General features: G+C 64.4%; 18 protein-coding genes. 10 read left to right on the plus strand and 8 right to left on the minus strand.

Annotated features, from left to right (window positions below; translation table 11 throughout):
• Positions 1-297: 297 nt before the first annotated feature.
• Positions 298-1,011 (plus strand): dipeptidase PepE, encoded by a 714-nt coding sequence (pepE, locus tag PTE31013_RS00770; protein ID WP_150610937.1) that lies wholly within the window; start codon positions 298-300, stop codon positions 1,009-1,011.
• A gap of 148 nt (positions 1,012-1,159) precedes the next feature.
• Positions 1,160-1,747 carry a fatty acid desaturase gene (locus PTE31013_RS00775; RefSeq protein WP_174978385.1) on the plus strand — a complete coding sequence of 196 codons (588 nt, stop codon included), beginning with the start codon at positions 1,160-1,162 and terminating at the stop codon, positions 1,745-1,747.
• 691 nt (positions 1,748-2,438) lie between these two features.
• Here PTE31013_RS00775 and PTE31013_RS00780 read toward each other — a convergent pair.
• A complete protein-coding gene (locus tag PTE31013_RS00780; RefSeq protein WP_150610939.1) occupies positions 2,439-2,861 on the minus strand; it encodes a hypothetical protein in 423 nt (140 codons plus the stop codon).
• 191 nt (positions 2,862-3,052) lie between these two features.
• On the opposite strand from PTE31013_RS00780, the gene PTE31013_RS00785 reads away from it, so the two are divergent.
• The gene (locus PTE31013_RS00785) at positions 3,053-3,406 is read left to right on the plus strand and encodes a DUF2288 domain-containing protein (RefSeq protein WP_150610940.1); all 354 of its coding nucleotides are present in this window, start codon (positions 3,053-3,055) and stop codon (positions 3,404-3,406) included.
• 32 nt (positions 3,407-3,438) lie between these two features.
• On the opposite strand, the gene PTE31013_RS00790 is transcribed toward PTE31013_RS00785, so the two are convergent.
• Complete coding sequence (locus PTE31013_RS00790) at positions 3,439-3,813, minus strand: hypothetical protein (RefSeq protein WP_150610941.1); 375 nt, start codon at positions 3,811-3,813, stop codon at positions 3,439-3,441.
• A gap of 49 nt (positions 3,814-3,862) precedes the next feature.
• Positions 3,863-4,756, minus strand: coding sequence for a LysR family transcriptional regulator (locus PTE31013_RS00795; RefSeq protein WP_150610942.1), 894 nt, complete (start codon positions 4,754-4,756; stop codon positions 3,863-3,865).
• 256 nt (positions 4,757-5,012) lie between these two features.
• Between PTE31013_RS00795 and PTE31013_RS00800 the strand changes: the two genes are divergently transcribed.
• Positions 5,013-6,317 (plus strand): MFS transporter, encoded by a 1,305-nt coding sequence (locus tag PTE31013_RS00800; protein ID WP_174978418.1) that lies wholly within the window; start codon positions 5,013-5,015, stop codon positions 6,315-6,317.
• Between the two features lie 105 nt (positions 6,318-6,422).
• On the opposite strand, the gene PTE31013_RS00805 is transcribed toward PTE31013_RS00800, so the two are convergent.
• A complete protein-coding gene (locus PTE31013_RS00805) occupies positions 6,423-7,331 on the minus strand; it encodes a LysR family transcriptional regulator (protein ID WP_150610943.1) in 909 nt (302 codons plus the stop codon).
• 181 nt (positions 7,332-7,512) lie between these two features.
• Here PTE31013_RS00805 and PTE31013_RS00810 point away from each other — a divergent pair, with 181 nt between their 5' ends.
• Positions 7,513-8,706, plus strand: coding sequence for an MFS transporter (locus tag PTE31013_RS00810; RefSeq protein ID WP_150610944.1), 1,194 nt, complete (start codon positions 7,513-7,515; stop codon positions 8,704-8,706).
• Positions 8,707-8,733: 27 nt separating this feature from the next.
• On the opposite strand, the gene PTE31013_RS00815 is transcribed toward PTE31013_RS00810, so the two are convergent.
• Complete coding sequence (locus PTE31013_RS00815; RefSeq protein WP_150610945.1) at positions 8,734-9,585, minus strand: TOBE domain-containing protein; 852 nt, start codon at positions 9,583-9,585, stop codon at positions 8,734-8,736.
• A gap of 103 nt (positions 9,586-9,688) precedes the next feature.
• Here PTE31013_RS00815 and PTE31013_RS00820 point away from each other — a divergent pair, with 103 nt between their 5' ends.
• On the plus strand, positions 9,689-10,114 hold the full coding sequence (locus PTE31013_RS00820; protein ID WP_150610946.1) for a hypothetical protein: 426 nt from the start codon (positions 9,689-9,691) through the stop codon (positions 10,112-10,114).
• 87 nt (positions 10,115-10,201) lie between these two features.
• Here PTE31013_RS00820 and PTE31013_RS00825 read toward each other — a convergent pair whose 3' ends face one another.
• On the minus strand, positions 10,202-11,806 hold the full coding sequence (locus tag PTE31013_RS00825) for an EAL domain-containing protein (RefSeq protein ID WP_150610947.1): 1,605 nt from the start codon (positions 11,804-11,806) through the stop codon (positions 10,202-10,204).
• A gap of 414 nt (positions 11,807-12,220) precedes the next feature.
• On the opposite strand from PTE31013_RS00825, the gene PTE31013_RS00830 reads away from it, so the two are divergent.
• Complete coding sequence (locus PTE31013_RS00830) at positions 12,221-13,456, plus strand: MFS transporter (protein WP_150610948.1); 1,236 nt, start codon at positions 12,221-12,223, stop codon at positions 13,454-13,456.
• Positions 13,457-13,565: 109 nt separating this feature from the next.
• On the opposite strand, the gene PTE31013_RS00835 is transcribed toward PTE31013_RS00830, so the two are convergent.
• On the minus strand, positions 13,566-13,979 hold the full coding sequence (locus PTE31013_RS00835; RefSeq protein WP_150610949.1) for an RT0821/Lpp0805 family surface protein: 414 nt from the start codon (positions 13,977-13,979) through the stop codon (positions 13,566-13,568).
• A 149-nt stretch (positions 13,980-14,128) separates the two neighbouring features.
• Positions 14,129-15,034, minus strand: a complete 906-nt coding sequence (locus tag PTE31013_RS00840; RefSeq protein ID WP_150610950.1) for a MurR/RpiR family transcriptional regulator — start codon at positions 15,032-15,034, stop codon at positions 14,129-14,131.
• Between the two features lie 265 nt (positions 15,035-15,299).
• Here PTE31013_RS00840 and PTE31013_RS00845 point away from each other — a divergent pair, with 265 nt between their 5' ends.
• The 3 genes from PTE31013_RS00845 (at position 15,300) to PTE31013_RS00855 (ending at position 19,320) form a co-directional block, all read left to right on the plus strand.
• Positions 15,300-16,640, plus strand: a complete 1,341-nt coding sequence (locus PTE31013_RS00845) for an aspartate aminotransferase family protein (protein ID WP_150610951.1) — start codon at positions 15,300-15,302, stop codon at positions 16,638-16,640.
• A gap of 8 nt (positions 16,641-16,648) precedes the next feature.
• Positions 16,649-17,491, plus strand: a complete 843-nt coding sequence (locus PTE31013_RS00850) for a beta-keto acid cleavage family enzyme (RefSeq protein ID WP_150610952.1) — start codon at positions 16,649-16,651, stop codon at positions 17,489-17,491.
• A 179-nt stretch (positions 17,492-17,670) separates the two neighbouring features.
• Positions 17,671-19,320: a methyl-accepting chemotaxis protein gene (locus PTE31013_RS00855; RefSeq protein WP_150610953.1), complete on the plus strand. Its 1,650-nt coding sequence runs from the start codon at positions 17,671-17,673 to the stop codon at positions 19,318-19,320.
• Positions 19,321-19,350 lie beyond the last annotated feature (30 nt).

The following is a 19,350-nucleotide window of genomic DNA, read 5'->3' on the forward strand; positions in this document are numbered from 1 at the left end:
GGGATTTCGCCTCGTGATACCGCCGTAGCTTATAGGCGGCATAAGGATTTGCGCATGACATCGGTGCCACGGGGGGTTCCGTCCGATGCGCAAGGCGCAAGGGGTGGTTGCAGCATTCGGTATGGCATTTCACTTCATGAGAAATTGGGGCGCAGGACGACGCGATGGCTGTTACGCGGGGCGAGGGGGCCAAGCATCGGTCGAGGCGACGGGTACACTCACCGTTTGCACCGAATGTGCGCGGTGCGCCCGCGCCGGACCGTACCCCCGAAAACATCTGCCGTGGAGGCATGCGTCGTGAAACAGATCTTGATGATGAGCAGTTCCCGCAAGGGCACCCAGGGCTTTCTGGCGCACGCCGACGATCAAGTGCATGCGGTGCTCAGCGATCGCGTGAAAAGTGTCCTGTTCATACCCTACGCCGGGGGCATCACCTTCAGCTATGACGAGTACGAAGCGCGCGTGAAGCCGACGTTCGACCGGCTGGGCTATGCCCTTGAGTCGATTCATCACCACAAGGACGCGCGTGCCGCCGTCGAGCAGGCGCAAGCCGTCGTGGTGGGCGGGGGCAATACGTTCGTGTTGCTCGATCGCATGTACAACGCGGGCATCGTGGGCCTGCTGCGCGAGCGTGTGAACGCGGGGATGCCGTACGTGGGGTGGAGCGCCGGGGCGAACGTGGTGTGCCCGACCATTCGCACGACCAACGACATGCCGATCGTCGAGCCGCCGACGCTCAAGGCGCTCAACCTGATTCCGTTCCAGGTGAATCCGCACTTCATCAGCGGCAAGCCGGCGGGGCACAACGGCGAATCGCGCGAGGAGCGTTTGGCCGAGTACCTGGCGATCAATCCGGACGAGCGCGTCGTTGCCATTCCGGAGGGCACGGCGCTGCATGTGCAGGGCGAGAACGCCACCGTGCTCGGTGAATTCGACGCGGTGCATTTCAAGCAGGGCGGTGTCGTCGACAAGCTCGCGACGGGCGGCACGTTTGCGCTGACGTCGATCTGATTCGCGCGGATAGCGGCTAGCTTGCAGAGGATTGAGTCGTCCGAAAATTCTGAAATATGACTTTTCGCACCCTATCGCATTCTGCCGGTGTATTTCCACAGGCAGAATGCGAGGTCAAAATTGGTGCGCGCTTCCCGCTCGGAGCGTGATGAGCGATGACGGAAAATGGGGATGCTCCCTTCTGTCATCGGAACGTTTGGTGGAGGGGGAAATAGCACTGAAATACACGGATCTCGCGCTTAACGGAGATCAAAAGAACCGCATCAAGACATTGTGTGAGCGAAACAACTATCGAGGGCTTGTTTCTATTGCTTCCGATTACGTTTGGATTCTTGCGGGATGCCTGTTGTCATTGGAGGTGCATCCGCTGCTGTATCCGTTGTCAGTTCTGATCATCGCTGCCAGACAGCGCGCATTGGCAAGTCTTTTCCATGATGGATCGCATGGAACGCTGTTCAGATCGAAGGCGTTGAACAGGGTTGTGAGCCGAGTATTTTGCGATTGGCCAATCACGCAATCCATGCTTGCTTATCGGCAATCCCACGTAATCTTGCATCACTCACGATTGGGGGACGTCAGTCACGATCCTGATTATCGGGAGCTGATGCGCGCAGGGATATATGAGACCCAACGAGGCCCAGACTTCTTCCGGCGATTCATATTGAGCGCGATATATGGCCGGTTGACACGCCGCTACATCAAGTCCCTGATTCTGAGTCGCCTGTCTTTTTCCTAGCGCCCAAACGAATCCCGAGTCGAGTCTTGGTCGATTCTTGCCTTTCATGCGTCGATGGCCGTGACTGCCTATTCGCAAGGATGGTTCGCGAACCTTATGTTCTTTTGGTGGGTCCCGCTGATCTTGGTTTTTCCAATAATCGGCTGGTTCAGCGAATTGTCCAAGCAGACGACGCGTTTTCCGAATGGGATGACAGGTGGGAAGGCATCTTCTCGTCGGATCGGGGCGATCGCGTGACCTTTGTCGACTTCGTTAGAACACCTCAAACGCCATAAGTGCGTCGATTAAGGCCTATCTATCAAATTCGCCTCGGAGAATGCGCTTGTCCGATCGCACTGCCTACGGACCGGAGATCTGCGCGCTGGTCGCCGCTGTCCTGAACGGCACGATCGGCGTGTTGACGCGGACCGGTTTCGATCAAGGGGCCACGCCCGCGTTGATCGCCTTCTGGAAATGCTTCGGTGCGTTCGTCGTGGTGTCGCTGCTCTGCGCTTGTCGTCACGAACTCGGCGCGCAAACTGTTCGGCTGGCGTGTCGCTGGCCCCACTTCGCCTGTCTCGCGTTTCTCGGCATTTTCAGCCTTTATTATTTCGAGACGACGGCGTTCTCGCAGGCGCGCATCACAAGGGCCAGGGGCGACACCGCCCCCGGCCCTCGTGCCGTCAGCGGCAGTGCCGGGATCGATGCGGGATCAGGCTTCGTCGTCGAGCCACGGCACTTCGACGTCGGTCAGGAAAGCGACCATCGCGAGCGGACGCGCTTCATGGCGGCCGATCTTGCCATCGGCACGATGCCATACCACCTGGAAGGTTTCCGGATACTTGTCGGCAATCAATTGCACCGTGCGCAGCTCTTCTTCGTCGGCCTCTTCGATGGGACCGTCGAACGACAGCACGAGCGCCTGCGGCCACACGCCGTCTTCCGGGTCGTAGACCTTGTCGCCGTTGGGCACGTCGACCACCGCTTCGACGCCGATCGTTGCCGACGCTGCCACGATCATCTCGCCAAGGGCGCGCAGCAGCGCGGTCGCACGGGCGGAGTTGATCTGGCGCATGGCGAGATCGCCGCGCGTCAGCGCTTGTTCCAGCTTGGGATCGGTTTTTTGTTTGGACATGCGGTTCCTCGGTAAAGCGTTAGCCACCACGCGGCAGTCGTGCCGTGTCGCTGCGGCAACATGCGCTACGTGGGGTTCCGATGCTACCACCCTCGCGCATGCCCGGGGCGCATTACAATGCGGGTTTTCGTTATTTCCGCGTCCCCGGCGCCGTCGTTTTCGTCGACCCGCGCAATCTGGAGCCCGTTGTCATGGATTCGCCCAAGCCCGCCCAATCACTTCGCGTTTCCCAAGCCGCCGCGTCCGGTGCCAGCGACGTCTATCTGCGTCTGCTCGGTGAAACCGCCAAGATCGACTGGAAGGACCTGGAATCGTTCTTTGCGCGCGGTGTGCTGCTGTACGTAGCGCCCGGTGTGGATCTCGTGTCGGCCGCCGAGGCGATCGCCAACGACGATAAGGCCACCGTGTCGCAATGGCTATCGTCGGCTTTGGTGCAGCGTATGCAAGCCGAGCAAGCGGCCGATTTCGCCGAGCGCGAGCCGGAACTGTGGGCGGTCGTCGTTGCGCCCTGGGTGCTCGTCCAGGAACGCGGCATCGTCGCCTGAGGCGCGTTCTGACGTGCCCCTCGCTGGCTTCGCTACTCCGTGATGCCTGCCTCGATGAGGCGGCGCGTGCAGTCCTCCAGCAGATCCTGCGCCACGGTCGACGCAAACGCATAGTCCGCGTCGAGCGATTCCGTCATTTCATGGGCCGTATACAGGCCGGCCTCGCGCGAGAGCGTGCCGGCCAGTTCGCGCGCGAAATCGTCGCTCAATGTCGAGAGCAGACGCCGCTCTTCAAGCGGTAGCTGAAGCTTCGAGCGCGATAGCCACATTTGCGCGAGCGTCGCGCCCTGCTTGTCCGTCATCCATTGCCCATGTTCGTAAAAGGCCGACAGACGCTCGGCCGTCAGCGCGAACAGCAGCGCGCGGCGGGTGTTGAAATTCAGACGAATCGGAGTGGCTTCCGGCATGACGGCAACCGCAGTAAGCGGACAGAATCGGGATCAGGGGGCAAAGGTATCACGCGAAGAGTCGCAGTAGCGCATTGCGCGCATGACGGATCAGGTCGGTCTCGTCGGCGCGTCCGGGCAGCAGGTGGAATTCCGCGCGCGGTAACGAGGGCAGGCCCAGCGACGGCGGACATACGACGAGATCGGGCGTGAGCGCCGATTCGTTCAGGCACGAGATACCCAGCCCCGCGCCAAGCGCCAGTTGCATGCCGGCCACGCCCGCCGCCGAATGGGAGATGCGATAGGGCACGTTGTGCCGCTCCAGTACCCCGAGCACGAGGCTTTGCAGCGCGCATGACGGCGGCAGCGTCACGAGTGGCAACGGCTCACCGAGCGGCTCGGCCAGCGTCGACGACATCGCCCACACGAGACGCTCGCGGCGCACCAGCGTGCCCGGCGTTCGGTAGCCCAGCGCCTTGGCGCCACGGCCGACATCCTCGTTCATCAGACGCAACACCAGCCCCACATCGAATTGCTCACCGGTCAGGGCGGTGCGCTCGATCTGCGCGCTTTGCATGGCGCTCACATGCAGTCGCAGGCGCGGGTACAGGCTCGTGAATCGCTTGAGTACGCGGCCGACGTCGTGCGGACGGTAATAGTCCGTGATGGCGATGCGCAACTCGCCGTCAAGCAGCACGCCCTGCAGATCTTCGAACGCCGCCTCGGACAGCGCCGAAATCTGCCGTGCGTACGAGAGCAACCGAGTGCCCGCCGGGGTCGGCCGCATGCCTTTGCGCGATCGCACCAGCAACGACTGGCCGGCGCGCGCCTCGAGCTTCTGGAGTTGTTCGCTGACGGTCGATTGCGACAGAAAGATCTGCTCGGCCGCCGCCGAAATGCTGCCGGCGTCGTGAATGGCGATGAAGGTACGCAACTGCGTGAGGTCGAAGGCGCGGGCGTTCATGGCAGCTCTCGGAATGGCATCGCGTTGGTGGCGGGGATAGCGTGCGGTTACGGTTGTCGTTGATTCGGAAAACACGATATATGGCATCGAATTTTCCCGCTTTTCCGATGCGATGTCTACCCGTACGATGCGCTTCATGGTGGCCTGAATCGTGTGTTGGCGTGAGACAGGCGCCGCCATTCCTTTCCCCCTTTGAGGTTGCGCACTGTCACCCATGAACGAACGTCTGTGTACCGCTCCTGCCACTGCCCGCCAGATGACGCCAGGGCCCATCGCGCCGACGCTCGCCCGTCGCCTCGGCCGCAATCACCGCTGGAAGGTGCTGGGCGTCGGCGTGGCGGCCAATGCCAGCTTTGCCGCCGCAATGGGCGGCATTCCCGCCACCGCCGTGCAGATGCGCAGTGCTTACACGCTGGCCAACGGCGATCTCGGCATCGTGCTCGGCATGATCGGGCTGGGCATCGCGGTCTCCGAACTGCCGTGGGGCATGCTCACTGACCGCTGGGGTGACCGGCGCGTACTGCTCGTCGGATTGATGGTGACGGCGTTCGCACTCGCGGGGCTGGCGCTGTGGGGCGTGCCGACGGCACATGCCGTGCCGTCGATGCCGATGCTTGCGGCGGGGATGCTCGCGATCGGTATGCTCGGTGGCAGCGTCAACGGATCCAGCGGGCGCGCCATCATGCGCTGGTTCCACGATCGCGAGCGGGGGCTGGCGATGAGCGTGCGGCAATGTGCCGTGCCGCTCGGCGGCGGGATCGGCGCGCTGGTGTTGCCTGGCGCGGCACAGCACTTTGGATTCGAGGCCGTCTATGGCGGGCTGGCCGTGGCGTCGTTGGCCGCGGCCGTCGTGGCGTGGCGGTGGCTGCTCGAACCGCCGGAGGAACCGCAGGAGAGCGCGCGCAAGACGGCGCGCGGGGCGGCCGCCGCCGACGAGCATGCTGCCTTGGCGTATTCGCCCTTACGCGATGCTCGCTTGCTGAGTACGGCGCTGGGGATGGCGGTGCTTGCTATGCCGCAGATCGCGGTGCTGACGTTCGGTACGGTGTTTCTGCATGACGTTGCGCACGCCAGCGTGGTGACGATCTCGCTGACGCTCGGCGCGGTGCAGGCGGGGGCCGCGATCACACGCGTGTGGAGCGGACGCTTCACGGACAAGCGCCGCAACCGGCCGCAATATCTGCGTCTCTGTGTGATGGCGGTGGGTACGGTATTTGCCTTGCTGGCGCTGCTGGTGACGGCACTTGCGCATCACCCGGCCTGGCTGGCGCACGGCACGCCGTGGATGATCGCACTGCTGATTGTCGGGGGCGTGGTGGCGTCGGCGTGGCATGGGGTGGCATTCACCGAATTGGCCACGCTTGCCGGGGCGTCGCGTGCGGGAACGGCGCTCGGTATCGGCAACACGGGGGTGTTCCTGACGATGTTCCTCACGCCGCTCGCGATCCCGCTGCTGTTGTCGATTGGCGGCTGGGGGCTGGTGTGGGCCGGGGGGCTCGTGTGTGCCGTGCTGGCATGGCCGCTCTTCGTCTGGTCGCATCGCGACCGGGTGCGGGCTTGATCGCCGGCGCAGCCCGGGGCACCAGGCCCCAAGCGCGCGACGTCGGTGAAGTGCGCACGGCGATTAAAGCGCTCAGCGATCAGCGCATTGGGCACCTTCGGCCTGTCAAGGCAGATGCACGTTCGCCACGAGAAAGTCGAGGAACGCCCGCACGCGGGCGGGCAAGTGACCGCCCTGCCCCACATACACGGCATGCACGGGCTCCAGATCCCCCGGGTTGTAGTCGTCGAGCACGGTGACGAGCCGGCCGGCGCGCAGATCCTCGTCAACGTGGTAGCGCGAATGACGGGCGAGTCCAAGCCCCTCGACTGCGAGCTTGCGCATGATCTCGCCGTCGCTCACGACCATGTTGCCGATCTGTGGATAGTGCGTGATGCCGCCGGCGCCGTCGAGAAATGGCCAGCCCTGCACCTGACGGTCGAAATTGAACGCCATGACATTGTGGTGGATCAGGTCGGCTGGCGTGCGCAGCGGGCCGTTGCGGGCGAGATAGTCGGGCGACGCCACCACGTGCAGACGGCTTTCGCCGAGCTTGCGGGCAACCAGTCGGGAGTCTCGCAGCGGGCCGGCCCGAACGGCGACGTCCGCGCGTTGCGCCAATAGGTCGACGACCGTGTCGGTGAGCGTCAGATCGAGACGGATCTCGGGGTACCGCGCGAGAAACGCCGGGATGACCGGTAGCAGGTAGCACGAGCCGATCGGCACGCTGGCGTTCACGCGCAACAGGCCGCGCGGTACTGCGCCCGCCGCCGCCTCGCGCTCCGCCGCTTCGATGTCGGCCAGCACCCGCACCGCACGCTCGTGAAAGGCCGTTCCTTCGGGAGTGAGTTGCAGGCGGCGCGTCGAGCGGTTGAACAACCGTGCGCCCAGACGCGCCTCGAGCCGGGCAATCAGCTTGCTCACCGCCGACGGCGTCATATGCAGCGCGCGCGCCGCCGCCGAGAAGCCGCCATGCTCGACCACGCGCGCGAAAACTTCCATATCACCCGAGCGATTGACGTCCTGTCGACCCATCAGCGATGTCCTTGAGCGTTCCTGCGACGGGCGTTGCTGGGTATTGTGACGCCCCGTCACAAATCATTTTCCTTCGCGCAGTCTATTTCACTAATGCGAGGGCGTCTATATTCCGCACATTGGTTCGTCGTCATCCCCAGGGGGTGCGTGACCTTCCCTTTTTCCGAGACAGGAGTTTTTCGTGCCCATCGCCCTCTACGCCCTGACCGCCGGTGCCTTTGGCATCGGCGTGACGGAATTCGTCATCATGGGTCTGCTGCTCAACGTCGGCGCCGATTTCGGCGTCTCGATCGCCGCCGCCGGCCTGCTCATCTCCGGTTATGCGCTGGGTGTGGTCGTCGGCGCCCCGCTCATGACCACGGCCACCGCCCGCTGGCCGCGCAAGACCGTCCTGCTGGTGCTGATGGCCATCTTCACCATCGGTAACGCCGCCTGCGCGCTCGCGCCAAGCTACGCGGCGCTGATGGCCGCCCGCGTGCTGACGTCGTTCGCGCACGGCACGTTCTTCGGTGTCGGTTCGGTGGTCGCCACCGGCCTCGTGCCGCGCGAGCGCCGTGCGTCGGCCATTGCCGTGATGTTCACGGGGCTGACCGTTGCCAACATTCTCGGTGTGCCGTTCGGTACGTGGCTGGGGCAGCACTATGGCTGGCGCGCCAGCTTCTGGGCGGTAACGGCCATCGGCGCACTCGCCTTTCTCGTGATCGCCTTGTGGGTGCCGAAGATCGCGGCGCCGGAATCCGCGGGTGACTGGCGTGCGGATCTGCGGGCGTTGGCGCGTCGTCCGGTGTTGCTCGGCTTGCTGACGACCGTGCTCGGTTGGGTGGGGGTGTTCGGCGTGTTCACGTACATCGCACCGCTGCTGACCGAAGTGACCGGTTTTGCCGAAGGCGCCGTCTCGCCGATTCTGTTGATCTTCGGCGGCGGCCTGGTGGTCGGCAACCTGCTGGGCGGCAAGCTTGCGGATCGTCGCGTGGTGCCGACCGTGCTGGGCAGCCTGCTGATGCTTGCCGTCGTGCTGGGGCTGATGACGTTCGCGCTTCACTCGCACTGGCTGGCCATCGCGTTCGTGGCCTTGCTCGGCGCAGCCGCCTTCGCGACGGTGGCGCCGCTGCAATTGTGGGTCATGGAAAAGGCTTCGGGGGCGGGCGAAAGCCTGGCGTCGAGCTTCAACATCGCCGCCTTCAATCTCGGCAACGCCATCGGCGCGTGGCTTGGCGGCTTCGTCATCGAGCACGGCCCCGGGCTGACGGCGGTGCCGTGGGTGGCCGCCCTCGCGCCGCTGGCCGGGGTGGGCGTGGCGCTGCTGAGCCTGCGCCTGGATCGTCGTGACGCGAAGTCGCTCGTCGTGCCGGCCTGCGACACGCCCGCCATGTGATTGGCGCGACGGCGCGACGCGAGTGCGTCAGGCCATCACCCCCAGAATTACGCTGGCGGCCGCGAACGCGGCCGTCGCACCGATACCGACTGTCAACCCGCGAGCCGTCAGCGTGTCATGCGGCATGACAGCGGCGAGCCGGGTACCGCCGGGCAACGCCAGAATGACTTCGGCCTGTCCCGCGTCGTTGGCGATGGCGTCCACCGTGCCCGAAAGCCGGTTCGCCGTGGCAAGACCCGCGAGATCGGCGCCGCGCGCGATATCGATCCATGGTGCCTTGATGAGCGCGAACGCATCGCTGCCGGTCGCCAGCCCCAGCGCCTGCGTGCTGTGATGCGTGAGCGACGCCGTGATCGCTTCACCGCCGGGCAACGTGAGCGTTACTTCGTCGTTCACGCCGCAGCGCCGAATGCCGGTGACCGTGCCGTGCAACTGATTACGTGCACTGGTCTGCAGACCGAGCCGCGCGATGATCGGCCATTGCTCGTCGAAATGTTCCAGGTCGTTGGCCACGCGCGCAAGGAATTGCCGCTGCGCGACCTCCACCGCCCGGAACGCCGCCACGAGCTTCGCGCCGCGTGCCGTCAGCCGCGTGCCGCCACCGCCGCGGCCCCCTGTGCTGCGCGCCACCAGCGGTTCGCCAGCGAGCTGGTTCATGGCATCCACGGCATCCCACGCGGCCTTGTAACTCATGCCTGCGGCCTTGGCGGCTGCGGTGATCGAACCGTGCGCGGCAATCTGCTCGAGCAGCGCAATCCTGGCGTGGCCGCCAAGCGAGGCGTTGCCACGATGCACCCAAAGCGATCCGCTCACTTGCAAGGCATCGTGCAATCCGCTGGGCGAAACGCCATCCGGCGTTGAAGAAGTTTCGGAAACCATAAGAATTTTTTCGGTCGAACTCAGCATTTAGCCTCATTGTAGAGGGCCGGCGAGCCAGCGAAAACCAACGCCGGACGGAAAAGTGTCGCGATGCACCAACGACGTGAACACCGGACTTTTCCTTTGGGGGACGAATGGGGGACGTTGCTCCTCTACATTGAATTTCGCCGCATGCCCCCCCAATGCCGGCAGCTACCGCGTCAGGCTGAAGTCCAGCGCTGGGGCGGGGGCCACCGGGAATGCGACGTTTGCCGAAGTGCCCACTCACCTGACACAACAGAAACGGGGTGAAATGATGCGCGTCAGGAATATCAAAGAAACGGTTGACGGGGCTCGATACTATCGTCTGATTCGCATGCTGCCCAATGGCAAGCGACATCAGATGCAAATCTCTTTCTCCGCAGGTGAAATGCGCTTCAGGCATTTTGTTGCGCAGCGATTGTGGCTGCTGCGCGCCGAAATGCGTGACAGCACGCGGGCGGCTGCCGTGCCTGCACCGCGCAGCAACATGCCGCAACTGGTCTTCTGACCTTGTTGCGGCGTCGCCGGACGAAGCGCCGGGCCGATGGCTTTCACCGGCCGGGCGTTTTCGGCATGCGCCCATTGGGCGATGCGCTCAGCCCGCCATGCGAGGGGGCATCGGCGCGACTGTCGCGGGCATCGGGTTCACGGGCGTCAGGCCTCTGAGCGGGTGGGCAATCGCAAATTGCACCAGGTCGTCGAACGCGATCGGACGCGCGAACAGGTATCCCTGTGCGTAGGTGACGTTGCGCGCGCGCAGATAATTCGCCTGCATCTCGTTCTCGACACCTTCCGCCACGATCGTCATGTCCAGCCGCTCGGCCAGATGGATGATGGAATCGCAGATATTGCGCGTGACCGTATCGGCTTCGGTGACGGGCAGGAATTCCTTGTCGATCTTCAGATAATTGAAGTCGTAGCGCTTCAGGTAGCCGATAGAGTTGTTTTCGGCGCCGAAGTCGTCCAGCGACGTTTCAATGCCGTGGCGCTGAAGCTCCGCCATCACGTTGCGCGCTGCCGCCGTGTCGCGAATCACATAACGCTCGGTGATCTCCGCGATCATCGGGTACGTTGCGTTGAGCGAGCCGTAAAGGCGCTCGATGTCGTGCACGATGGTCGTGTCGCGCAAATGCCGTTCCGCAAGGTTGATGGCGATGTGAAAGCCTTGCGGCAGGGCGCCCCGAGCGACGTCGTTGCGAATCTGCTTCAACAACGCACGGGTGAGTTCGATGATCAGGCCATTGCTTTCCGCGAGCGGGATGAAGGCGTCGGGGCGCACCAGGCCGGCGTCGGGGTGATGCCAGCGCATGAGAGCCTCGGCACCCGCGCAGCGGCCCGTGGCCAATTCCATCACGGGTTGGTAGTAGACCTTGAACTCATTGCGTTTGATACCCAGGGCGATCTTCCGCCGCATGGACTGCGCCGGGCCAAGATGGCGGAACGTCAGGATGCCGAGCAAAAGCGCGATGATTCCGCCGAATGCCAGAAAGACGGGCGCCTGACCGGCGATCAGTGATCGCGTGAGCGCCGAACTGCCCGCGAGCGAGGTCGAGAAATGGTCCGAGTCGAGCGTGACTTGCGCCCCGCGCGTCGCGACGCCGACGGATTCGAGCTTCGGCCCCTCGGACGTCAGCGAAACCCTCCCGATGGTCATGGCCGTCCAGGCAAGGTCGTTGGTCTTCACGCTGTGCAGCGACTCGGTGAGGTACACGCCGTCGATGAAACCGAGGACACCGTCCGTGGCGGAGGTCGGCACGAACAAGGCCAGCGCGGGAGCATTGCGCACGTAGGGGGTACCGGCCACGAACATTTCCCTCGTGCCGGTCAGCAGGGGCACGAGTTCGGCCGGCAAGGGCATATCGATGGCGTCGTTCGAGCGAATCACCGATGAGCAATACATCTTCCCGTGGGAGACCAGCCAGATGGAACGGAAGTAGGGGCTGAGCGAGCCGGTGGCCTGGAGCGAGCTGTTGACCTCGCCGCACGTCCGGCCGACCCAGGGCGTGGCGCCCGTGAGGGTCTCCTCGGCCGTGGTGACGATGCGCTCGAGCGCCGCGCGCTGCCGTTGCGCTTCTTGCTCCAGGAATCCCTGCGACAAGTGATGAACGCGCAGCCAGCCCAGGAACAGGACGACGAAGAGCGTGACCGTCACGACAAGCCCGGTCACCAGCCACTGCACGACTCGCGAATGTTGAATCATGATCTGCTGCCAACCGAGGAAAGAGAGGGCCCTTGCGTGTGCTTCGTGTTGCACGGCACAACTCGTCAATCGACTCTACACGAATCCCTGACGGCCTCCAACGCCCGATTAACCCGCACGCGCCTTCTCGGCGACGTGAGGCAAACCGCGTCAGCGGCGAGGCATCCTGGGGAAGGACCGTTCAGGGACGCCCGCCAAGTGCTTTTTCAACGTTCGCGACGACGTAGATAGCGTCAGGCCAGTTGGCGGAATCGCGACAAAAGTTGGCGTAACCGCGATTTACGCATGCTCTACACTTCACACATTAGATTTCTGGCAATAAATAGGCCAAGTCCCAAACTTGAGGTCTATTTGCACGAAAACTGCCGGAAGCGCGATGATTTCCTGAAGCTTTTGACCTCAATTCCCCCTCCCATGTCGAGCCAACCTGCAACGTCCCTTCCCGGCGCCCCCTCGCCGGCTGCCCAAGGCACCGCTTTCCGCGTGCTGTCTGCGATCAGCTTCTCCCATTTGCTCAACGACATGATCCAGTCGTTGATCCTGGCCATCTATCCGCTGCTCAAGGCGAGTTTCGACCTGAACTTCGCGCAGGTCGGTCTCATTACGCTGACTTACCAGGTCACGGCGTCGTTGTTGCAGCCGGTCGTGGGCCTATACACGGACAAGCACCCGAAGCCGTATTCGCTACCGGTCGGCATGGGCTTTACACTGGCTGGCCTGCTGATGCTGGCTGTCGCGCCGAACTTCGGCATGCTGCTCGTGGCGGCCGCGCTCGTTGGCATGGGCTCGTCGGTGTTCCACCCCGAGTCGTCGCGCGTGGCGCGCATGGCCTCGGGCGGGCGCCACGGCCTGGCGCAATCATTCTTCCAGGTCGGCGGGAACGTCGGTTCGTCGCTGGGTCCGCTGCTTGCAGCGCTTATCATTGCGCCGCACGGCCGTGGCAGCGTGGCGTGGTTTTCGGTGGCGGCGCTCGTCGCGATCTTCGTGCTGTTCCATGTCAGTCGCTGGTACGCCGGACAGCGTGCCGCAAGCAAGGGCAAGCCGGCCGCGCGCCGAGGCGGACGCGCTCATTTGTCGCGCGGGAAAGTGACGCTCGCCATTGGCATTCTGCTGGTGCTGATCTTCTCGAAGTACTTCTATCTCGCAAGTATCAGCAGCTACTTCACGTTCTACCTGATCAGCAAGTTCCATGTGTCGGTGCAAAGCGCACAGGTGCATCTCTTCGTGTTTCTGTTCGCCGTGGCGGCGGGGACGATGATCGGCGGTCCGCTGGGCGACAAGATCGGCCGCAAGTATGTCATCTGGGGCTCGATTCTCGGGGCGGCGCCCTTCACGCTGATGCTGCCGCACGCCGACCTGTTCTGGACCGGCATCCTGACCGTCGTGATCGGCCTGATTCTCGCCTCGGCGTTCTCGGCGATTCTTGTCTATGCGCAGGAGCTGATCCCGGGCAAGGTCGGTACCGTGTCGGGGTTGTTCTTCGGCTTCGCGTTCGGAATGGGGGGCGTGGGCGCCGCTGCGCTGGGGCAACTGGCCGACGCGACGAGCATCGACTTCGTCTACCGTGTGTGCGCCTATCTGCCGCTGCTCGGGATCGTGACGATCCTCTTGCCCAACGTCGAAGGTCACAAGACGCCTGCCGTGGCCTGAGGCGGCTGTCGGCAGGATTCGCCCGTGCTCGGCGCGGGGGGCGCCAGGACAAGCCGCCGGCCCATGACCTTGGGATCGGCGGCTTTCTGTCCGGTGGGCGGCCGGGGGGTTACTGGGCGCCGCGCTTTTGCAGTTCCCAGGGGCCGTTCTCACCCTTCTTGCAGGTCGGCAGCTTGAGCGTGACTTCCTGCCCCTTCGCGCCGAGCAGCACAATCAGGTCGCGGCAGGTCCGGGTGTCGTCCTTCTGGGTGTTGGTCGGCGTGAGCTGGGCTGTGATGGCCACGGGGTTGCCGGTGCCCTTGTTGTTCCAGTCGACGGTTTCGTTATCCTGCTGATGCGACAGGACATCGTTGGCTGCCGCGGCCAGCGACACGTTGTCGGCCTTGTGTAGATAGGCCAACGGCGAGTTGCTCATGAAGAGGAGATTGGATGTGGCAAACGCCGGCGCGGCCACGGTCGCGCCGAAGACGAGTGCTGCGCCAAGCCCGATCGAGCGGGCAAGCGACAAACGGATAGGCGACATTCGGAGTCCTTGAGATTGTCGACAGGGGACGGATCCTGCGCAACGCCGCGTCGGGACTTGCGTCGACGCGCCGGTCGCAGGAAGCCCATCGATCATAAAAGAAACCGGCGGCGCCGTCATCCTGGCGAGTCGGCGTCGGCCAGCCGCCGTTACGACGCCGGCGCTGTGCCCCCTGTCGGGTTGACGTAGGCGCCGGTGCCGTGCAATTGGTCTTCGGCCAGTTCCAGCGCGCGCACCGCCCCGCGTCCCTTGCGGGCGAGCAGCATCTCCACGAGCGTCTCGACGACGGCAATTCCGGCCGTGATCGATGGGAAGAACGACGGACTCTCGTGCGAGAACAGTACCGTCACATCGGCGTCGAGGGCGAGAGGCGAGACGGTGGAGTCGGTGAGCGCGAGCACACGTGCCCCCGCCGCCCGCGCCGCGCTCGCGACGATCAGCGCTTCGTTCGAATACGGGGCAAAACTGATGACGACCACCACATCGCGTGCCGAGAGCGCACGCAACTCCATCTCCAGCGTGCCAGCCTCGCCACGGATCAGATGCACCGTCGGCCGGAATAGCCGATAGACGTACTGAAACGTGAACGCGATGGGAAAGCACGCCCGGAAGCCGGCGACATGCACGGTGCCCGCATTGGCGAGCAAATCGACGGCCGCGCCCAGCGACGCATTCGCCCCTGCTTCGGTCAGGTCGAGGTTGTTGTGCTGGACTCGAAACATCTCGGGCACCATGCGGGCGGCGTCGCCGTCGCGAATGACCTGGCGGGCGCGACTCGCATAGGGTTGCGGCCCGAGCCGGATCGATTCGAGGAACAATTCACGCAGGCCGTGCCATCCGTCGAAGCCGAGATGCTGCGCGAGCCGCACGAACGTGGCGGGCTGCACGCCAGCCTCGACGGCGATGGCACGCATGGAGCTGATCGGCACGCGCTGCGGATGGTCGAGCAGGAAGCGCGCGCCCGCTTGAAATTGCGGACTGAGCTGGGGATAGCGCTCGCGCAGCAAGAGGTTGAGTTGATCGAGTGTCTGCGGCGGCGCGGGGGTCTCTGACATTGGGGAATGGCAACACGGCGACGAAATAATGTAACGATTGTTGCATGAAATGCCCCGGCCGCGCACGCGCTTTCCCCGGGGACGCGAGGCCGATACGCAAGCGCTGAGCGGAGGCGGGCGTTCGTGCGAAGTGTTGCAAAGACAAAATATATGCAACATATGTTGCAAATCGCGAGCGGTGCGCCTACACTGTGTGGCATCGTTCGCGTATCGATGGCTGGGTGGTCATCGCGCGACGCACCATCTTTCCGACAGGGGTTCAGGCATGACTCACGTGTTTCACCGCAACCCGCGCCAGACCTTGCCCGTCGCGGTCGGCGGCCAGGGCATCGAGCTGATCGACAGCACCGGCAAGCACTATCTCGACGCTTGCGGCGGCGCGGCCGTCTCGTGCCTGGGGCACGGTCATCCGCGCGTGATCGAGGCGATGCAGCAACAGGCGGCGCAACTGGCCTACGCGCATACGTCGTTCTTCACGACGGAAGTCGCTGAAGAACTGGCCGACACGCTGGCCGCGAAGGCGCCCGGCGATCTGAACCATGTGTATTTCGTCAGCGGCGGATCGGAGGGCGTGGAGGCCGCACTCAAGCTGGCGCGGCAGTACTTCGTCGAGATCGGCGAGCCGCAGCGTCAGTACTTCATCGCGCGCCGCCAGAGCTACCATGGCAACACCCTTGGCGCGCTGGCCATCGGCGGCAATGCCTGGCGGCGCGAGCCGTTCCTGCCGTTGCTGGTGCCGGCGCATCATGTTTCGCCCTGCTTCGCGTATCGCGAACGGCATGAGGGCGAGACCGACGCCACGTACGTCCAACGTCTGGCCGACGAACTCGAAGCCAAGATTCTCGAACTTGGCGCCGACCAGGTGATCGCGTTTGTCGCGGAAACCGTGGTGGGTGCGACGGCGGGTGCGGTGCCGCCGGTGGGCGACTACTTCAAGCGCATCCGCGCCGTGTGTGACAAATATGGCGTGCTGCTGCTGCTCGACGAAGTGATGTCGGGCATGGGTCGCACGGGCTACCTGTTCGCTTGCGAAGAAGACGATGTGGTGCCGGACATCCTCGTCATCGCCAAGGGGCTGGGCGCCGGCTATCAGCCGATCGGGGCGATGCTTTGCACCGACCGGATCTTCGACGCCGTGGTCGGCGGTTCTGGTTTTTTCCAGCACGGTCACACGTATGTGGGGCACGCGATGGCCTGCGCGGCGGCGCTGGCCGTGCAGCGAGCGATTGCCGAAGACCATCTGCTGGAGAACGTGAAAGCGCGCGGCGAGCAACTGCGGGCGCGTTTGCGCGAGGTCTTCGCCGATCATCCGAACGTGGGCGACGTGCGCGGCCGGGGGCTCTTCGTCGGCGTCGAGTTTGTCGCCGACCGCGCGACCCGACAGACACTCCCGACGGCCGACAAGACGCATGCACGGCTCAAGGCCGCGGCCAAGGCGCGCGGCCTGCTGGTCTATCCGATGGGCGGCACGGTCGACGGCGTGCATGGCGATCACGCGCTGATCGCGCCGCCGTTCATTTGCCAGCCGGCGGACATCGATCGTATCGTGGAGCGGCTGGCGCTGGCGGTGGCAGACGTCACTGGCGCGAAGACCGGAGGCGCATGATGACGGGCATGACACGCACTTTCGCGCTGGCCGTTGCCCCCAACGGTGCACGACGCACGCACGTCGATCATCGCGCGCTGCCCATGACGCCGGACGAACTCGGCGCGTGCGCAAAGGCATGCCTGGAGGCGGGGGCGGCGATGATCCACCTGCATGTCCGCAAGGCCGACGGCACGCACAGCCTGGAAGTGCCCGATTACACGGCAGGGATCGATGCGGTGCGGCGCGCCGTCGGCAACGAACTCGTGCTGCAAGTGACGACCGAGGCCGTTGGCGTCTACACCCCCGAGCGGCAGATCGCGACGGTGCGTGCCTTGCATCCCGAAGCGATTTCGGTGGCGTTGCGCGAAGTGCTGCCCGACGCCGCGCATGCCCCTGCGGCCGAAGCGTTCTTCGGCTGGCTCTGGCAGGCGCACATCACGACGCAATACATTCTGTACGACACCGAGGACGTGGCGCACTATTGGCGTCTGCGGGCGAGCGGGGCGATCCGTCCGGGGCGACACTGGGTGTTGTTCGTGCTGGGCCGGTACAGCAAGGGGCAGTTGTCGTCGCCGTCGGACCTGCTGCCGTTCCTCGCGGCTTGGCAGGCCGGGGCGCAAGCCCAGGGCGAGGCGCTCGGGGCCACGCCGTGGGCGATGTGCGCTTTCGGCCCTCGCGAGGCCGAGTGTGCATTGGCGGCCGTGTTGTACGGCGGCCACGCCCGGATCGGCTTCGAAAACAATCTCTACCTGCCCGATGGCCGCGTCTCGCCGGATAACGCGGCGTCGCTCAGTGCGCTCACGGCGGCCGCGAAACCGCTGGCGCTCGCACCCATGAAGGCCGACGCCCTGCGCGAACTGACCCGCTGAGCCGGCGGTTGGGGTGACGCCCGGAGGCAGCTCGCGCGCCTCGGATCAGAATTAAACCCAAATACACGGTCTGACCGACGTTGCTCGGCCGGGCCGCTGTAATAGAATCGGCGTAACCTCAAACAGGCTCGCGTCGCCCATCCCCGGCACCGGGCGTGAACCACGAACGGGAGCGCGGCGTGAAACACTGGTCGATCCGACATCGCATTCTGGCCAGTTTTGGCCTGATCTTCGCCTTGATGGCCCTCATGGCCGGTATCGCCTATACGCGGCTGATCACCATTGATCGGGAGGCGCAGAGCGTAGAGACCGATTCCACGCCGGGCCTGTACTACAGCACGATGCTGCGCGGTGCATGGTTCGAGAACTTCCAGTTGCTTCAGCAGGTCGTGCTCATCGACGATAGCGACAAGAATCGCAAGGTCGATCTCGATGCGCTGCGCGCGGCCGATGCCAAGATCGACGACTGGCTCAAGGACTATGGCACGACGGTCAACCGCGCCGTCGACCGCATCCAGTACGACGAAGTGCGCAACGTGCGTCAGCAGTACGGCCAGGTCAGCAGTCAAGTGCTCAAGCTGGTCGCCGATGGCCAGGTCGCCGCGGCGCGTTCGGTGCTGTCGGAGCAGCTTTACCCGGAATGGGGCCGCGGGCGCACGGCGATCCAGCATCTGGTCGATACGAACAAGACGTTTGCCGACGAGTCGACTCACAACATCAGCCAATCCGTGACGTCGGCCAAGGCGACGTTGCTCATCACGCTGGCCGTGGCGCTTGCGTGCGCCCTGCTGGCCGGCTGGCTGCTGTTCCGGGCCATCAGCGTACCGCTCGCAAGTGTCATGCGGATTCTGGAAGTCATGCGCTCGGGTGATCTGACCCAGCGTCTTGATCTGGAACGGGGTGACGAATTCGGCGCGCTGGAGGCGGGCTTCAACCGGATGACGGACGAACTCACCGGGTTGGTCGGACAGGCGCAGAAGTCGGCGTTGCAGGTGACGACGTCGGTGACCGAGATTGCGGCCACGTCGCGTCAGCAGCAAGCGACGGCCTCGGAGACGGCGGCGACGACGACGGAAATTGGCGCGACCTCGCGTGAGATCTTCGCCACGTCGCGCGATCTGGCGCGCACCATGACCGAGGTCGCGGGTGTGGCCGAGCACGCGGCGTCGCTGGCAGGGACCGGGCATGTCGGCCTCACGCGCATGGAGGACGCCATGCGTCACGTCGTGGACGCCGCAGGATCGGTCAACGGCAAGCTCGGTATCCTCAACGAAAAGGCGGGCAACATCAACCAGGTCGTCACCACGATCACGAAGGTGGCGGACCAGACGAACCTGCTCTCGCTCAACGCGGCGATCGAAGCCGAGAAGGCAGGCGAGTATGGGCGCGGGTTTGCCGTGGTGGCGACCGAGATCCGGCGACTGGCTGATCAGACGGCGGTGGCCACCTACGACATCGAACAGATGATCAAGGAGATTCAATCGGCGGTGTCGGCCGGGGTGATGGGCATGGACAAGTTCACCGAGGAGGTGCGGCGCGGCATGGACGAGATGCGGCAAGTCGGCGACCAGCTCGCGCAGATCATCGCGCAGGTGCAGACGCTCTCGCCGCGCTTCCAGGTCGTCAACGAAGGCATGCAGGCGCAGGCTACCGGGGCCGAGCAGATCAATCAGGCGCTGGTGCAGCTCTCAGAGGCGGCGCAGCAGACCGCCGAATCGTTGCAGCAATCGAGTCAGGCCATCGAAGAACTCAATCACGTCGCCAACGGGCTCAAGAGCGGCGTCTCACGCTTCAAGGTGCAGGCACTGCCGCCCGCAGGGCTGGCGTGAAGTAACAGACGCATCCATTGTCATTCGCGG

The sequence above is a fragment of the Pandoraea terrigena genome (assembly GCF_902459705.1).
Lineage (GTDB): Bacteria > Pseudomonadota > Gammaproteobacteria > Burkholderiales > Burkholderiaceae > Pandoraea > Pandoraea terrigena.

Excerpts from the sequence above, each read along its gene's own strand:
- PTE31013_RS00775 (WP_174978385.1), top strand. The coding sequence starts at position 1,160 with ATGAGCGATGACGGAAAATGGGGATGCTCCCTTCTGTCATCGGAACGT.
- PTE31013_RS00780 (WP_150610939.1), bottom strand. The coding sequence starts at position 2,861 with ATGTCCAAACAAAAAACCGATCCCAAGCTGGAACAAGCGCTGACGCGC.
- PTE31013_RS00785 (WP_150610940.1), top strand. The coding sequence starts at position 3,053 with ATGGATTCGCCCAAGCCCGCCCAATCACTTCGCGTTTCCCAAGCCGCC.
- PTE31013_RS00790 (WP_150610941.1), bottom strand. The coding sequence starts at position 3,813 with ATGCCGGAAGCCACTCCGATTCGTCTGAATTTCAACACCCGCCGCGCG.
- PTE31013_RS00795 (WP_150610942.1), bottom strand. The coding sequence starts at position 4,756 with ATGAACGCCCGCGCCTTCGACCTCACGCAGTTGCGTACCTTCATCGCC.
- PTE31013_RS00800 (WP_174978418.1), top strand. The coding sequence starts at position 5,013 with ATGACGCCAGGGCCCATCGCGCCGACGCTCGCCCGTCGCCTCGGCCGC.
- PTE31013_RS00805 (WP_150610943.1), bottom strand. The coding sequence starts at position 7,331 with ATGGGTCGACAGGACGTCAATCGCTCGGGTGATATGGAAGTTTTCGCG.
- PTE31013_RS00815 (WP_150610945.1), bottom strand. The coding sequence starts at position 9,585 with ATGGTTTCCGAAACTTCTTCAACGCCGGATGGCGTTTCGCCCAGCGGA.
- PTE31013_RS00825 (WP_150610947.1), bottom strand. The coding sequence starts at position 11,806 with ATGATTCAACATTCGCGAGTCGTGCAGTGGCTGGTGACCGGGCTTGTC.
- PTE31013_RS00830 (WP_150610948.1), top strand. The coding sequence starts at position 12,221 with ATGTCGAGCCAACCTGCAACGTCCCTTCCCGGCGCCCCCTCGCCGGCT.
- PTE31013_RS00835 (WP_150610949.1), bottom strand. The coding sequence starts at position 13,979 with ATGTCGCCTATCCGTTTGTCGCTTGCCCGCTCGATCGGGCTTGGCGCA.
- PTE31013_RS00840 (WP_150610950.1), bottom strand. The coding sequence starts at position 15,034 with ATGTCAGAGACCCCCGCGCCGCCGCAGACACTCGATCAACTCAACCTC.
- PTE31013_RS00845 (WP_150610951.1), top strand. The coding sequence starts at position 15,300 with ATGACTCACGTGTTTCACCGCAACCCGCGCCAGACCTTGCCCGTCGCG.
- PTE31013_RS00850 (WP_150610952.1), top strand. The coding sequence starts at position 16,649 with ATGACACGCACTTTCGCGCTGGCCGTTGCCCCCAACGGTGCACGACGC.